We start from the raw sequence: 14987 nt of genomic DNA on the forward strand, positions 1-14987 counted from the left end.
AGACATGACGGGGGCCGGGTACGCGCCGCACATGAATGGCGACAAGGAGACAACGGAAAGGCCCACCGGCGACCTGGTCAGACAGCTGTCGGAACAGACCTCGACGCTCATCCGCGACGAGATCCGGCTCGCCCGCCTGGAGATGCTGGATTCCCTGGGCAACGCCAAGAGCGGCGCCGGTCTCTACGGAGGAGCCGGTACCGCCGCGCTCTACGGAGTGGGCGCCGTCGTCGCGGGACTCGTCCTCGCCCTCGCGCTCGCCGTTCCCGCCTGGGCGGCCGCGCTCATCGTGGGCGCGGTGCTGCTCGCCGCGGCCGGGGCGCTGGCGCGGATGGGCCGGGGCAGGTTCCGCAGGGCCGCGCCGCCCCTGCCGCGCGAAGCCGCCGCGGGCGTGCGCCAGGACATCGACACCGTCAAGGGAGGGCTGCACAAGTGAGGCGTACAGACACGAGCACGGCCGGGATCGGCAGCGTCGACGGAGCCGGCGCCAAGAAGGCCCGGGACGCGATGAACGCCGACGAACTGCGCGAGGACATCGAGCGCACCCGGGAAGGCCTCGGAGAGACCGTCGAAGGACTCGCCGCCAAGGTCGATGTGAAGGCACGGGCCCGAAGGCTGGTCATGGCCATCGGCGTTCGCAGGCTGCTGGTCGGCGCGGGCTCCGCCGCCGTCGCGGCCGGAGGGGTGTGGGGCGCCTCGAAGGGCGCGAGGGCCTTCAAGGCGCGCCGGGCGAGGTCCCGCGGCATCCGCAGGTTCCTCCCCTCCACCTGAGCGGCCCACCTGAGCGGCCCACCTGAGCGGCCCGGCCCGAGCGGCCCGGCCCGAGCGACCGACGTGAGCGACTCGTGGGAGCGCGGGTGGGGCCGGTCATGCCGGTGCGTCCGGTGTCGTGTCCGGTCCGTCCGTGCGTTCCGCCCCTCCGGTCCTCTCCTCCTTCGAGCCGAGGTCCGGCGGGGCGCCCAGCACCCCGGCCCCCGGGGGCTCGTTCCGCTCGGGCTCCTCGAGCACGGCCACCTCGGGGTGGTGCAGGTCGAACGCGGGGGAGTCGGAGCGGATCCGCGGCAGTGTCAGGAAGTTGTGCCGCGGCGGTGGGCAGGATGTCGCCCATTCGAGGGAGCGGCCGAAGCCCCAGGGGTCGTCCGACTCGACCTTCTCCCCGTACCTGGCGGTCTTCCAGACGTTGTAGAGGAACGGCAGCGTGGACAGCCCCAGCAGGAACGCCCCGATGCTGGAGACGGTGTTGAGCGTGGTGAAGCCGTCGGACGCCAGATAGTCCGCGTACCGGCGGGGCATGCCCTCGGCGCCGAGCCAGTGCTGGACCAGGAACGTGGTGTGGAAGCCCACGAACAGCGTCCAGAAGTGCACTCGGGCCACCCGCTCGTCCAGCATCCGGCCGGTGAACTTCGGCCACCAGAAGTGGAAGCCGCCGAACATCGCGAACACCACTGTGCCGAACACCACGTAGTGGAAGTGGGCGACCACGAAGTAGCTGTCGGAGACATGGAAGTCCAGTGGCGGCGACGCGAGGATCACCCCGGTCAGCCCGCCGAAGAGGAAGGTGACCAGGAAGCCCACCGCCCACAGCATCGGGCTCTCCAGGCTCACCGAGCCCTTCCACATCGTTCCGATCCAGTTGAAGAACTTGATGCCGGTCGGCACGGCGATCAGGAACGACAGGAAGGAGAAGAACGGCAGCAGCACCGCCCCGGTGACGAACATGTGATGCGCCCACACCACCACCGACAGGCCGGTGATGGCGATCGTGGCCCCCACCATGCCCGCGTAGCCGAAGACGGGCTTGCGGCTGAAGACCGGGATGATCTCGGTGATGATGCCGAAGAACGGCAGGGCGATGATGTAGACCTCGGGATGGCCGAAGAACCAGAACATGTGCTGCCACAGCACCGCGCCCCCATTGGCCGCGTCGAAGACACGAGCGCCGTATCTGCGGTCCGCCTCCAGGCAGAGCAGCGCGGCGGCCAGCACGGGGAAGGCCATCAGCACGAGAACGGAGGTGAAGAGCACGTTCCAGGTGAAGATGGGCATCCGGAACATCGTCATTCCCGGCGCCCGCAGGCACAGGATCGTGGTGATGAAGTTGACCGCGCCGAGGATCGTGCCGAAGCCCGTCAACGCGAGTCCCATGATCCACAGATCGGCGCCGATGCCGGGGGAGAAGACCCGGCTGTTGAGCGGGGCGTAGGCGAACCAGCCGAAGCTCGCGGCGCCGGTCGGGGTGATGTAGCCGGCGAGGACGATGAGGCCGCCCAGCAGGAACAGCCAGTACGAGAGCATGTTCAGCCGCGGGAAGGCCACATCGGGCGAGCCGATCTGCAGCGGCATGATCTCGTTGGCGAACCCGGCGAACAGCGGCGTCGCGAAGAGCAGGAGCATGATCGTGCCGTGCAGGGTGAATGCCTGGTTGTACTGGTCGTTGCTCATCACCTGCAATCCCGGCCGGGCCAGTTCCGCCCGCACCAGAAGGGCGAGCACTCCGCCGACGAGGAAGAAGCCGAACGAGGTCACCAGGTACAGATGGCCGATCCGCTTGTGATCCGTGGTCGTCAGCCAGCTGACCAGGATCGTCCCCCGGCGGTGGCGGGGCACGGGCTCCGCGGCGGAGGGCGGGCGCGACGTGCCGGTGGCCATGAGCGTTCACCCTTCGCGGTCGGTGCGCTCCTCAGGGTAGGGCCGCCGTGAGCGGGTGTCCGGAATAGACATGCGCGACAAATGCGGCAACGGTCCGGCTTCGGGTGTCGGCAGCGGTCTCCGGCGGCGGGGCCGGGCAGTGAGGTGGGGCAGTGGAAGGGTGGGGCAGCTGAGTGGGCACCTGGGGTGGGCAGCCGGGGGCGGGGGCAGCGGAGTCAGACCGGGTCCGGCTCGAGCAGCTCCTCGATCCAGCCCGGCACGGCGTTGCCGTACTCCCCGCGGGCGGCCGGCCCGGCGCCGAGGAGGGCGCGCTGCCATGCCAGTGAGCGGCCCACCTTGGCGACGCGGACGGCGATCGTCGCCGTCTCGACGAGCCCGGCGCGGTCCCGGTCGGCCGCCCACGGCTCCAGATAGGCGTCCCTGAGCCGGGTCAGCGCCGGATCTCCCGCGGGGAGCCCGAAGATGTGCGCGGCGGAGCGCAGGGTGACGAGAAGAGTGCCGAAGGGGTGCGACACGCTCGCGTCGCCCCAGTCGAAGAAGCGGTTCCCGTCGGCGAAGACATTGTCGTCGTGCAGGTCGTCGTGCTGGATCGACACCGGAACACCGCTCTCGCAGAGCTGTGTGCACCACAGTTCGAACGCGGGCTCGAGGCGGCGCAACGCCTGATAGCGGTCGGGCTGGATGCCCGCCCACACCAGCGGGTCGTCCAGCAGTGCGGCCAGGGCGGCCGGCATCAGCTCCGGGGGCTGGTCGGGCAGGCCCAGCGCGATCATCTCCGCCGACCGGTCGGCGAGGTCGCGCTGCAGCTCGGCATGGTGGCCGAGCATTTCCTCCCACCGTTTCAACGGAGCCCCGGAGCCCGGCTCGTCGCGCAAGGTGGGGCCGCCGTCGGGGCAGAGCGACCAGCCGCGGGTCGTGTCGACGGCGAGAGGCGTCAGAACCCGGCCGGGAACCCAGTCGCCGAGGGCGCGCATGACGGCCGGCTCGTAGCGGGAGCCGGGACCGTTCTCCTTGAACCACAGCGAGCCCCGCGCGGTACTCACCCGGCCGACGGTGGACCAGGGCCGCACACGGACCGGCTCGATGCCGCCGTCCGGCTCCAGGCCGTAGTCGGCCAGAACGCGCCGTATCCAGGCGAGGGCGGGGTCGTCACTGCTGTCGGCGGGCACGGCGGTCATGGTAGGAGGCACACGGGTGAATCTCATCCGATTTTTCTCGGCCCGGGGGTCGTCGCCGCAGGTCACAGCGGGGATGTGGGCGGGACATCCCGACCGCTGGCGGCGCGGGCGGCAATTCGTGCGGGTGAGTCGGGAATGAGCCGTTTGGCCTCGACGGTCCGGGGCAGGCGCACTCCTGTGCTTCGGACAGGAGGCACGTCCGCCGGAGTGGTCTGCTCGCAGCCCGGGGACGTGTGCCTGCTGTGTCTCGAGGTGCGTGATCAGGCGACTCCCGCTCCGCCGAATCCAGAAAGGCCCGGGAGACCTATGCCTACCACCGAGAAGAGGCGGCGCCGCCACGACGACACGCCCGACACGGCGGGCGACTTCCGAAGGCTCGCCGAGATGCCCGACGGTCCGGAGCGCGACGAGCTCCGCAGAACCATCACCTGTGCCTGGATGCCGGTCGCCGAGCGGCTGGCCAGGCGCTTTCGCAATCGGGGAGAGAGCCAGGAGGACCTGGTCCAGGTGGCCTGCCTGGGCATGGTCAAGGCCGTCGCCCGCTACGACCCCGACCACGGCAGCGCCTTCGAGTCGTTCGCCATCCCCACCGTCGTCGGCGAGCTGAAGCGCCACTTCCGTGACCATCTGTGGAGTGTGCACGTGCCGAGGCGGGTGCAGGAGCTGCGCAACAGGACCAGGTCGGCACGGGTGGAGCTCCTCCAGGAACTGGAGGGCCGAGGCCCGACCGTCAGCGAGCTCGCCGGGCACACCGGGCTGTCCGAGGACGACGTCAAGACAGGGATGGAGGCGCACGACGCCTACAGCACGGTCTCGCTCGATGCCCCGATGCCCGGTCTGGACGACTTCTCGCTCGGCGACACCCTCGGCGACTCCGACCCCACGATGGACCTCGTCGTCAACCGCGAGGCCCTCAAACCGCTGCTCGCCGAGCTTCCCGAGCGGGAGCTGCACATCCTCTACCTGCGCTTCTTCAAGGACCTCACCCAGACGCAGATCGCGAACATCTGCGGTATCTCCCAGATGCATGTGTCGCGGCTGATCAGCCGCACCTGCGAGAACCTGCGCACCGGGCTCCTCGCCGACGCATGACCGCTGCGGGGCGATCCCGCGGCACGCGGTACAAGGCCGGCACGCGGTACAAGGCCTGCACGCGGTACAAGGCCGGCACGCGGTACAAGGCCGGCACGCGGTGTACGTCCAGCACGCGGTGTACGTCCAGCACGTGGTGCAAGGCCGGCACGTGCTGCCGGTCGCGCGCGGTGTCAGTCCCGGGGGAGCAGGGGGCCGAGCGGTCCCAGGTCGAGGTTGAGGTCCTCGGGCTCGAAACCGTAGCGCTCGCGCAGCTCCGTCATCCGCTCGTCCAGCAGCATCAGCGTGAGTCCGATCCGCTCCTCCTGGTCCTCGTTCAGATCCCCCTCGTCCACGCGGCGCAGCGCCTGGCGTTCCATCAGCTGCCGCAGCAGCTCCACGACGGTCAGCACGAGCTTCATCAGATCCCGCTCGACGGTGTCGCGGTCGGTGTCCAGACGCCGGGGGAGGCGGTAGGTCTCGTTCATGGGTGTCACCGGTCCCAGGGCGTGGCCATGTCGGCCTTGACGGACGTGATCAGGGCATTGAGCGAGACACGGACCAGGTCCACGTCCGCGATGCTCAGGGTGAGATCGCCCGTGATGACCACGCCTCCGGCGAGGAGCCGGTCGAGGAGGTCGACCAGGGCGATCTCGCGGCTCGCGAGGGCGGGCTCGGTCATCGGCTGGGCTCTCTCTCCTCGACGCTCTCGACGGCGGCGAACGAGTACGGCGCCCAGGGTCCCGTCAGCTCCACCCGCACGGCGCTCTCGCCCACGCCGAACTCCCGCACCCTGGCGGAGAACTCGTCACCACGGGAGCGAGGCACGAGGTAGGCGGCGTTGAGCACGTTCTCGCCCCGCGCACCGGACAGCCTCGGGTCCTGGGGGCGGTGGTGGCGCGCGTCCTCGGCGAGTCCGCGCAGCTCGGCGTCCACCCGGCGGCTCATCTCCTCCGCGCGTCGGCGGCCGCTGTCCCGTTCCCGCCGCAGGCGCAGGCGTTGTTCCAGATAGGCCCGGCCGCTGACGGGGCGGGAGGACGACGACTCACCGGCGGACGATGCGCAGGAGGTGGAGGCGGTGGAAGCCGAGGCCGGGGTGCTGGTGGCCGGGGTGCTCGTGGCCGGGGCGGACGGCACGGCGTAGACCTTGACCCCCCACTCCATGCGGCCGTCGACCGAAGCCAGAACCGCGGCGAACTCCTCCCGCCGCTCCCGCAGCACCTCCCGCACCCGCTGGTGGTCGCGGTAGACGGTGGCCAGGCGCAGCGGGAGCACGGTGGCGTGGTCGGCGAGCGTGTCCACGACCCCGTGGTGGGCCCTGGCCATCGCCTCGAGGCGGGTCAGGTCCTCCAACTGCGCACGCAGCGCCCGTTCGTCGAACTCGTGGTCGGGCACCTCGCTGACAACGCCCACCAGGTCGCCTTCGAGGACGGTGGACACGGTCGCACCCCCGACACCGCGCAGACCCTCCACCGAGGGCCTGCCCGGTCCGGGGACCACGGCGTACAGGTAGCAGCTCATGTCTCCTCCCGCTGCACCGACTGCGTGTGTGCCGACTGGTCCGGTGCCTGCTGTCCCTGCGCCCGCTGTCCCGATTCGAGGGCGGCCAGACGGGCGCGCAGTTCCCGGTTCTCCTCGGCGAGGCCGTGCCGATCGGCTCCGGACGACAGGGCCGGGTCGTGCTCCCACCAGTCGATGCCCATCTCCCTGGCCTTGTCGACCGAGGCCACGAGCAGCCGCAGCTTGATGGTGAGCAGTTCGATGTCGAGAAGGTTGATCTTGATGTCGCCCGCGATGACGATGCCCTTGTCGAGCACCCTCTCCAGGATGTCGGCGAGGTTCGCGCCACCGCCGCTGCCGTACGGGTCCGGCAGGCGCTCTGACACGGAGCCGAACGGCCTCGGCGTCGGATTCGTCACGGTCCTGCTTCCCTCCTACCGGGAGGCGTGCTCGCGTTCACGCTCGTGCTCCGGCTCTTCCTCGTACTCGTCGTACTCGTCCTCCACCTCGTCCTCGGGGATCTCCTCCTCGGCGGCCTCCGCCTCGTCCGCAGCGGCCTCGTCCTCGGGCGCCTCGTCGTACTCGGCCTCGTCGTCGTACCCGTCGTCTTCGGCGTCCTCGGCGTCCTCGGGACCGTGCTCGTCCTCGACGTCGCCGTCGTCCGCCGCCTCGTCCTCCGCCGCCTCGTCGTCCGCGTACGCGTCGTCCTCGCCGTAGTCCTCGGGCTCCTCGCCGCCGTACTCCTCGCGGTCCTCGTGCTCCTGCTCGCGGGCCTCCTCCTCGGCCACGACCTCGTCGTGGTCGCGCACGACCTCGCCGTCGCGGATCTCCCCGCGCCAGCCGCCGGTCGCCTCGCCGCGCATCATCACGAACCGCCGGAAGTGCTTCAGATCGAGCCGGGCGCGGCGGCCCTGGGCACGCCAGATGTTCCCGGTCTTCTCGAACAGGCCCTTCGGGTAGTACTGGATGACCAGCAGCACCTCGGTGAGGTTGTCGCCGAGCGGGTGGAAGGTGACAACGCCCTTCGACGTGCCCTTGGCGCCCTCCGACGTCCACGCGATGCGCTCGTCGGGTATCTGCTCGGTGGTGTTCGCCTTCCAGCTCCGGTTGGACCAGAAGATCTTCATCCGCCAGTTGGACGAGGTGTCGTCCGAGGTCTCCACGCCCTGCACGCCCTTGGCGAAGGTGCTGAACTCCTGGAACTGCGTCCACTGGTTGTACGCCTCGCGCACGGGAACGCCGACCCGGATGTCCTCGACGATGGTGACGAACTTGCTTCCTCCGCCACCGCCCTTGCGCTTGCCGCCGAGGCTCTTGAACGCCTGCGTGACCTTGTCCTTGAGGTTCCCGGCGCCCACCTCGACGGCGGAGCGGACCGGGCCCTTGCCGTCGGCGAGCTTGCGGCCGCCTTCGAGCGCCATCTTGGCCAGACCGGGGCTGTTGCCCTCGGCCACGTCGTTGAGCTTCGCCGTCGTCTCGCCGAGTTTGCGGCCGGTCGCCACCAGAAGCCGCTCGGCCTGCGCGGCGGCGAACGACGCCGCCTCCTGCTTCAGCCGGTCCACCGCGGGGTTCTTGGTGATGTCAGCCACGGCTGCCACCGCCCGAGTCGGAAGGACGGCGCCGGTTGGCGGCCTTGCTGGGCGCGGCCCTCTTCGCCGCTGTCTTCTTCGCCGCCGTCTTCTTGGCCACGGCCTTCTTGGCGGGAGCCTTCCGCGCCGGCTTGTCGGGCGTCTTCTTCTCGGCGCGTCTGCCGACCGGCCGCTTCGGCCGCTCCCGGGACGACCGGGCGCTGGACCCACCGTCGTCCGGCTCCTCGTCGCCCCGTGCCTCGTAGGCGTCGTCGTGGGGCTTGCGGTCGTCCTCGCGTTCCTCGTCCGCGTTCCGCGACGTGCCGCGGCCCACGCCGAGGCGGTCACGCACGTCGAGCGTGCGCCCGTGCAGGGAGTCGGCGAGGTTGTTCATCTGCCGGGTCAACAGCGCACCCGTGGCAGCCTTGCCCACACCCTTGAGGTCGGTGCGCAGTTGTTCGCCGATCTCAGCGAGTGCCGGATTGGACTTGAGCTGCTCGCTCAGTACGCCCGCGAGCTGTTGCGGGTTCAGCTTGAGCCGTTTGCCGAGGACCATGGTGCCCAGTCCGAAGGCCAGTTTGGCCTTCTTCGTGCGACCGAGTACGTAGCCTCCACCGACGGCCAGCGCCAGTGCCAGCCGGTTGTTCATCGTTTCTCTCCTTGATCGATGTCATTGGGGGCGGTGGTGCCGCGCCTGCCACCGCCCTGCGGCCTCGAGCCGGTCCAGAAGCTCGTCCTCGCGCCGGTCGAACTCGGCCTCGTCGATGAGGCCGCTGGTCAGTTCCCGCTCCAGCCGCTTGAGCTCGCGATGGATCACCGCCGGGTCGTAGTACTCCTGCTCCGCGGCGTCGGCGACCTGCCGCAGCACCCAGCCGATCCCCCGGAAGGGGGCGGCGGGAAGCATGAGCACCTCTCCGATCAGGCCCATGGCGGCTAAGCGCTCCGCTGCTGTGCCGACTCGACGAAGCTGTAGGGCGGCAGCGGCCCGTGCAGGCTGAGCTCGAGGTGCTCGTGCTCCTTCTCCAGCCGTGACACGGCCGCCCGGAAGTCCTCGGCGGCCGAGGAGTCCACGAGGAACGAGAAGTTGCACAGGCAGTCGCCCATCTCGGGGCCCGGGCTGTCCGCCTCCGCGAGCGGCCGCAGGCTCTCCCGGATCAGCGCGCTGTCCCTGGTCTCCTGCTCCCGGACGCCGGCCGCGACGAGCTCGCCGAGGCGCAGCCGCTCCTGCTGGGCGTTTGCCCCTCCCGCGCGGGTACGGGCGTTGAGCTCACGGATGCGCTGGTCGCCGGAGACGATCCGACGCAGGACGATGTCCTCGCGGTGGGTGGCCTTGACGTTGAACTCCACCCGGCCCTCGAGCTCGCGCAGCCGCTCCGCGTACTGCCCGCCGCGCTCGGCGAGCACCATGCGCACCGCGTCGTCGTGCGGGGAGAGGCTGCCGAACCGCATCGGCAGGACGGGACCGCAATCGCTCAGCGTGCCAATGACCTTCTGGTGGGCCAGCAGGTCCCGCCGCTTGGCGCGCAGTCCTTCCGGCGCGTCGCTCACGGCCGCGGCCAGCGCTCCCTTCGTCAGCAGCCGGACGGGGGCGCCGGGTTCGCCGACGCCGAGCAGCTCCTCACTCCCGAAGGGGTGATCGGCCCGCACGATGGCGTAGACGTACGTGCTCACTCGCTCTCCTCCTTGCGGCGCGTGCTGGTGCGACGGGCCCGCGGCCTGGACGTCTCCTTGTCCTTGTCGTCCGACGACCCCTCACGTGCCTCGCGGAAGGAGTCCGCGACGGTCTGCGCGGCGCCGCTGAGCGCGCCCTTGGTCTTGCCCCGGGCGCCGCTCTCGGTCATGTCGCCGACGAGCTCGGGCAGGCCGGTGCTCTTGTTGGGGCCGCTCTCCAGGTCGAGGCGGTTGCACGCCTCGGCGAAGCGCAGATAGGTGTCCACGCTGGCCACCACGATCCGGGCGTCGATCTTGAGGATCTCGATACCGACGAGCGAGACCCGGACGAACACGTCGATCACCAGCCCTCGGTCGAGGACGAGTTCCAGCACGTCGTACAGGGAGCTGCTGCCACCCCCGCCACTGCGTGTGTCCGCCGCGTAGCTCTGCTCGGGGACTATGGACATGACTTCGATCACCTTCTCCGGTGGTAAGTGCGGTTCAGCGCCGGTCGGCCCGGCCGCGTTCGTAACGCCCCACGCGCTCCCAGCCCGTGAGCCCGCCATCGCTGTCGACCCTGACCTCGTAGGTGGCCAGGAGGCTCATCGAGTCCGGTATGCGGCGAAGTTCCATCACCTCGACCCGGAACAACCACCCGTCCTCTTCCTTCCGCATCGCAGAAACGGCTTCGGGGCGATGTCCCGTCAACTCTTCGAACTGGCCGAGCGCCTCGCGCATCACGCCGTTTGCATCCGCCATGGGCTTGTCTCCCGCGATCACCCGCGAGCCTGTGTCGGCATCGTCCCTCGGGGCTGCCATGCGGCTGCCCTGTTCGATTTGTGCCAAACACAGGCGCCATGGCCGAACCGCTCCACTCGCAGTAGCGTGCGCCGCATACCGGACGTCCCCGCGCGGACCTGGGGGGTGCCGATGACCACACCAACGAGGAGTTGCTCATGACTCAGGCGCGTCGAGCCACCCGAGTGGGTCTGACCGATCAGGCGGCCGAACTGCTGCTGCGGCTGCGGGCCGACCACGGGCCGCTGATGTTCCATCAGTCCGGAGGATGCTGCGACGGCAGCTCGCCCATGTGCTACCCGGCCGGGGAGTTCCTCACCGGCGACGCCGATGTGCACCTGGGGGACCTGGATGTGCCCGGCATGGAGCCGGTGCCGGTGTGGATGGCCAAGGATCAGTTCGCGTACTGGAGCCATACGCATCTGACCATCGACACGGTTCCCGGCCGTGGGAGCGGCTTCTCCCTGGAAGCGCCGACCGGCAGCCGCTTCCTCATCCGCTCCCGCCTGCTCACCGACGAGGAGCTGGCCACCCTCGGCGAGGAGTAGAGCCGCAGGCCACCGGATGGGGGCGGAGACCGGCCGACTGGCGTCCACAGGTGAGACGGCCCACCGGGGGAGAGGGCAGCGGAGGGGAGAGCAGCGGAGGGGAGAGCAGCGGAGGGGAGAGCAGCGGAGGGGAGAGCAGCGGAGGGGAGAGCAGCGGAGGGGAGAAGGTGTGGAGGAATCGTGGATTCCGGGTGGAATTACGGCGCTATCGCCAGGGTCCCGCGACCCCGGCCGATGAGTGCCGGAACCATCCCATTGGTCACTCTTTCCAAAGGTGAAGAGAAATGCAGCGGCGGTCGATCGAGGGGACTTCGTTATATACGTCCAGGGGTAAAGCCTGGCTTATTCACGCCGTCTTCACGTCGTCCCGGGGGCGTCAAGAATTGCCCGTTCGAGTGACGGGGTGACGATGAACACACCTTCGCAGGCTGTGACAGAAACGTGACGATCTTCGGACGGCCCCGCCGTGGACAGCCGGCCTTCCGATCCGGGTGCCGTGGATCTACGGTGGCTTCCATGGCGCACATACCACCACCCACGGACCTTCCCGAGGACCCGCTCGACGCCTACGTCGGCATGGCGGAGGACGCGGCGCAGCGCAGGGCGTCGGCCAAGGGGTGGGCGCATGTGCGCACGCTGCCGCCGGACGCGATCATCACCATGGAGTACCTGGTGGGACGCATCAACTTCCTGGTCCAGGACGGCCGGGTGACCCGGGCCTGGGCAGGCTGATCAGCCCTGATGGGCGCTTGTCAGCGCGGGCCCAGGGGGGCCGTGCGCGAGTTCCGCTGGTCGGGGCGGGGGCGGCGAGTCCCGGGAGGCGGTGTCGCCGGTGAGCGGTCGTGGCGCGGAGCGTGGGCGCGGGCCGGGTGGTGCAACCGGGTGTCGACGACGGCCGTGGCGCCGCTCGCGCTCGGACGGACCGCGGTGACCGCGCCGACGGTGGGCCGGGCGTAGTCGGAGTCGTCGTCCGGAGCGCCTCGCTGGGCCACCAGGCCGGGGCCGCGGGCAGCGATCGGCGAGGGCAGCGGTGCGGTGCCGCGCAGGCTGCGCATACGGGCCCAGAGCAGTCGCAGGCGCAGGTCCGCCCAGGCGACACAGGGCTCGAGCAGCGGCAGGATGAGCATGATCAGGATCCCTGCCGTCCACCCGGCGATCACATCGGTCACCCAGTGCGTGCCGAGGTAGATGGTCGTCATACCCACGGTGAAGGCGAAGACGGCCGTGATGACGGCGCCGGTACGGCGGTGCTTGGTCGCCAGATACGCGAGAACCCCCCAGGTCACCACCGCGTTGGCGGTATGGCCCGAGGGGAATATGTCACCGCCCGCGAACAGCTCCGCGGAGCCGCTGGTGGTGGCGTAGTGCGGACCGAGCCGCCCCAGGCCGTACTTCACCGCGCCGACCGTGATGTTGAGCAGGAGCAGGGCGAGTCCCAGCACCAGCAGCGGCCGCAGATCGCGGTGCTTCCAGCTGCGCCAGCTCAGCCAGGCGAGGACGATCACCGCCGTGGGGCCGCGCTGGCCGAGCACGACCACGACGTCGAGCAGTGCGTGGAACTGGGGCCACTGCTTGTAGGGCCGGAACAGCATGACCTGCCAGTCCAGCTTCACGAGCCATGAGGTCGTGAGCACGCCGACCACTACGGCCGCATAGACCGCCGCGGTGGAGCCGATGAGCAACTTGCGCGTTCGGCTCAGCGGCGGGTGGCCGCGCTTGGTCGATCGCTCCTCCAGGAGGGCGACCCTCGGTTCGGTACGCACTGAATCGACGTTACAGCGTGTGATGGGTCGGTTCGGCCGAACGGGGCGCTTTGTAATCCTGATGTGATGTGGAGGGAGTCATTCCAGGTCTTTCCGTGGGTGCCGAAGTGAATGAACCACGGGTGGCCCGGGCAATGCGCGACGAGCCGGTTCCGAAGTCGCCGAAATTTATCCGATCGGCGTTTTCCGTGGTGTTTCCATTCCCGACTCCTCCCGTCAATCCCGTGTTTTTCGTCCACCCGCCGGGTGCGGGACGCACGGTCCGGTGATCAAGAGGCTCCGGGTCCGAACGCCACTCGGGTACCCAGCGCCCGGGAGCGCACACACCGGTGCACCACGAGCACACCGGCGGTACGCCACGGGTTGCACCCCGCGGTGCACGACGAGAGACCCGGCCGTTGCAGGGCTGTCACCGTCGTATGGAAGGCTGCCCCCCGCAGTGCCCCGCCCGGACCCGAAGCCCAAGACGCAAGCCCGGACCCGCCACGGACTCCACCCCGGAGCCGGAGTCGGATCCGCACGTGGACCCAGACCCAGAGTCAGACCCACGCCCAGACGCAGACCCAGACGCAGACGCAGACCCAGCCCCAGACGCAGACCCACACGCAGCCCAGGACCAAGGAGAACGCCCGCAGTGGCCTCGATACGGTTGACCAGGACCCATCGCCTGCTGATCGCCATCGTGGTGGCAGGGGCGGTCCTGATCGCGGGCATCGGCTTCGCCGGCTCCTACTCCGCCGTGCGCGAGCTGGCCGAGCGCAAGGGCTTCGGCTGGTTCGCCGCCGTCTTCCCCATAGGCATAGACGCGGGCATCGTGGTCCTGCTCTCGCTCGACCTGCTGCTGACCTGGATCCGCATCCCCTTCCCGCTGCTGCGGCAAGCCGCGTGGCTGCTCACCATGGCCACCGTCGCCTTCAACGGAGCGGCGGCCTGGCCGGACCCGCTGGGCGTGGGCATGCACGCGGTGATCCCGCTGCTGTTCATCGCCGCGGTCGAGGCCGCGCGGCACGCGGTGGGCCGGATCGCCGACATCACCGCCGACCGGCACATGGAGTCGGTGCGGCTGGCCCGCTGGCTGCTCGCCTTCCCCTCCACGTTCCGGCTGTGGCGGCGGATGAAGCTGTGGGAGCTGCGCTCCTACGAGGAGGCGATCGAGTTCGAGCGAGACCGGCTGGTCTACCGGGCGCGCCTGCGGGCCAGGTACGGGAAGGCATGGCGGCGCAAGGCGCCGACCGAGGCGCTGATGCCGCTCAAGCTCGCCCGGTACGGAGTGCCGCTGGCCGAGACCGCGGACAGCGGGATCGCCGCCGCGGACATCGAGGCGCGGGAGGCGGTCGTCCCCGCGCCGCGGACCGAGGACGCTCGGCCGCACCGGGCACCGGTCACCGTCCCCGCCGGGCCAGGGCGCCGGCGGCTGCTGGCAGAGGGGCAGACGGCGGCGGAGCAGACCGCCGTCGAGGCGGCGGTGCCCACTCAGCAGCCTCTTCCCGAGTCCGCCCCTCAGAGCTCGCAGGTACCCCAGGCAGCCCAGGCACCCCGGACATCCCAGCAGCACCTTCAGGATCGGAGTCCGTACCCGCAGCCTCAGCAGTTCCTGCCCCAGCAGCCCCAAGGAACGCAGCAGCCCCAAGGAACGCAGCAGCCCCAAGCCACGCAGCAGCCCCAAGGAACGCAGCAGCCCCAAGCCACGCAGCAGCCCCAGCCGGAGCGGGCCGCCCAGCCCACCCCGCAGCCGCAGTCCCCGCAACAGCAGTCCCCGCAGCCGCCTCAGTCCCAGCAGTCCCAGCCGCCCGCGTCGGCCGACGACCGCGTGGGCGCCACCCGCCCCGGGACGGTCGCCGCCGACGTCTACTTCATGGCGTTCTGCGAGTTCAGCGACCAGCACGGCGAGTACCCCACGGCCGAGCAGCTGGCTCAGCGCCTCCTGGAGCGGCACGGCATCTCCGGACGCGGTGACGGCCCCATGAGCCCGGTGTCGTTCCGCCGCTACCTGCCCGACTTCCGCCGCCGCTACGACGAGCTGGGGCGGCGCAGGTCCGAGGCCCGGTCGAACCAAGCGGAGACGTCCTCCGGGGCCCAGTACAGCGGCACCGGGACCCTCACGCGCTGACGGACGTGACGTGAGCCACGCGATCAGCGGGCAACCTCGCGTACGCTAACCCGTCAATCGCCAATCTCGCCGGGAAGCCGGACCGCGCGGCAGGCGCGCCCCGGACACGACGAGAACGAGCGGCCCCACAGGAACGGCGCGGGAGGTGC

The 14987-nt window shown here is 70.2% G+C and carries 19 protein-coding genes; 6 read left to right on the plus strand and 13 right to left on the minus strand.

The features are described 5' to 3' along the window. Positions 1-31: 31 nt before the first annotated feature. Together IEY86_RS25760 and IEY86_RS38195 are read left to right on the plus strand one after the other, a co-directional pair. A complete protein-coding gene (locus IEY86_RS25760) occupies positions 32-436 on the plus strand; it encodes a phage holin family protein (RefSeq protein WP_189134234.1) in 405 nt (134 codons plus the stop codon). Further along, positions 433-771, plus strand: a complete 339-nt coding sequence (locus IEY86_RS38195) for a DUF3618 domain-containing protein (protein WP_373287093.1) — start codon at positions 433-435, stop codon at positions 769-771. Before IEY86_RS25760 ends, IEY86_RS38195 begins: the two co-directional genes overlap by 4 nt. Positions 772-867: 96 nt before the next feature. On the opposite strand, the gene ctaD is transcribed toward IEY86_RS38195, so the two are convergent. Both ctaD and IEY86_RS25775 read right to left on the minus strand, forming a co-directional pair. Further along, complete coding sequence (ctaD, locus tag IEY86_RS25770; protein ID WP_189134235.1) at positions 868-2649, minus strand: aa3-type cytochrome oxidase subunit I; 1782 nt, start codon at positions 2647-2649, stop codon at positions 868-870. Between the two features lie 215 nt (positions 2650-2864). After that, a complete protein-coding gene (locus tag IEY86_RS25775) occupies positions 2865-3818 on the minus strand; it encodes a phosphotransferase (protein ID WP_189134236.1) in 954 nt (317 codons plus the stop codon). A gap of 315 nt (positions 3819-4133) precedes the next feature. On the opposite strand from IEY86_RS25775, the gene IEY86_RS25780 reads away from it, so the two are divergent. Then, positions 4134-4919, plus strand: a complete 786-nt coding sequence (locus tag IEY86_RS25780; protein WP_189134237.1) for a SigB/SigF/SigG family RNA polymerase sigma factor — start codon at positions 4134-4136, stop codon at positions 4917-4919. Between the two features lie 173 nt (positions 4920-5092). Here the strand turns inward: IEY86_RS25780 and IEY86_RS25785 are convergent, their stop codons facing one another. Genes IEY86_RS25785 through IEY86_RS25830 form a run of 10 tightly spaced genes read right to left on the minus strand, consistent with a single transcriptional unit; the run spans position 5093 to position 10465 of the window. Then, a complete protein-coding gene (locus IEY86_RS25785; protein ID WP_189134238.1) occupies positions 5093-5386 on the minus strand; it encodes a gas vesicle protein K in 294 nt (97 codons plus the stop codon). Between the two features lie 5 nt (positions 5387-5391). After that, entirely contained in the window at positions 5392-5580 is a 189-nt protein-coding gene (locus tag IEY86_RS25790; protein WP_189134239.1) for a gas vesicle protein, read from the minus strand. Continuing rightward, complete coding sequence (locus IEY86_RS25795; RefSeq protein WP_189134240.1) at positions 5577-6419, minus strand: GvpL/GvpF family gas vesicle protein; 843 nt, start codon at positions 6417-6419, stop codon at positions 5577-5579. The genes IEY86_RS25790 and IEY86_RS25795 overlap by 4 nt, the downstream gene beginning before the upstream one ends. Then, a complete protein-coding gene (locus IEY86_RS25800; RefSeq protein WP_229698755.1) occupies positions 6416-6784 on the minus strand; it encodes a gas vesicle protein in 369 nt (122 codons plus the stop codon). The genes IEY86_RS25795 and IEY86_RS25800 overlap by 4 nt, the downstream gene beginning before the upstream one ends. 48 nt (positions 6785-6832) lie before the next feature. Then, complete coding sequence (locus tag IEY86_RS25805; RefSeq protein ID WP_229698756.1) at positions 6833-7987, minus strand: SRPBCC family protein; 1155 nt, start codon at positions 7985-7987, stop codon at positions 6833-6835. Beyond that, entirely contained in the window at positions 7980-8615 is a 636-nt protein-coding gene (locus tag IEY86_RS25810) for a DNA primase (protein ID WP_189134243.1), read from the minus strand. Before IEY86_RS25810 ends, IEY86_RS25805 begins: the two co-directional genes overlap by 8 nt. A 21-nt stretch (positions 8616-8636) precedes the next feature. After that, on the minus strand, positions 8637-8894 hold the full coding sequence (locus IEY86_RS25815) for a gas vesicle protein GvpG (RefSeq protein WP_189134244.1): 258 nt from the start codon (positions 8892-8894) through the stop codon (positions 8637-8639). Positions 8895-8899: 5 nt separating this feature from the next. Further along, positions 8900-9637, minus strand: a complete 738-nt coding sequence (locus IEY86_RS25820) for a GvpL/GvpF family gas vesicle protein (protein WP_189134245.1) — start codon at positions 9635-9637, stop codon at positions 8900-8902. Beyond that, positions 9634-10086, minus strand: coding sequence for a gas vesicle structural protein GvpA (locus IEY86_RS25825; RefSeq protein ID WP_189134246.1), 453 nt, complete (start codon positions 10084-10086; stop codon positions 9634-9636). The genes IEY86_RS25820 and IEY86_RS25825 overlap by 4 nt, the downstream gene beginning before the upstream one ends. Positions 10087-10120: 34 nt before the next feature. Beyond that, on the minus strand, positions 10121-10465 hold the full coding sequence (locus IEY86_RS25830) for a gas vesicle protein GvpO (protein WP_229698757.1): 345 nt from the start codon (positions 10463-10465) through the stop codon (positions 10121-10123). Between the two features lie 110 nt (positions 10466-10575). Between IEY86_RS25830 and IEY86_RS25835 the strand changes: the two genes are divergently transcribed. After that, a complete protein-coding gene (locus IEY86_RS25835) occupies positions 10576-10965 on the plus strand; it encodes a DUF779 domain-containing protein (RefSeq protein ID WP_189134247.1) in 390 nt (129 codons plus the stop codon). Between the two features lie 516 nt (positions 10966-11481). Further along, entirely contained in the window at positions 11482-11697 is a 216-nt protein-coding gene (locus IEY86_RS25840; RefSeq protein WP_189134248.1) for a proteinase inhibitor I78, read from the plus strand. Positions 11698-11717: 20 nt separating this feature from the next. Here the strand turns inward: IEY86_RS25840 and IEY86_RS25845 are convergent, their stop codons facing one another. Beyond that, positions 11718-12728, minus strand: a complete 1011-nt coding sequence (locus IEY86_RS25845; protein WP_189134249.1) for a phosphatase PAP2 family protein — start codon at positions 12726-12728, stop codon at positions 11718-11720. A gap of 634 nt (positions 12729-13362) precedes the next feature. Here IEY86_RS25845 and IEY86_RS25850 point away from each other — a divergent pair. Beyond that, entirely contained in the window at positions 13363-14838 is a 1476-nt protein-coding gene (locus tag IEY86_RS25850; RefSeq protein ID WP_189134250.1) for a DUF2637 domain-containing protein, read from the plus strand. The last annotated feature ends 149 nt before the right edge of the window (positions 14839-14987 follow it).

The organism is Wenjunlia tyrosinilytica (assembly GCF_014646055.1).
GTDB lineage: Bacteria > Actinomycetota > Actinomycetes > Streptomycetales > Streptomycetaceae > Wenjunlia > Wenjunlia tyrosinilytica.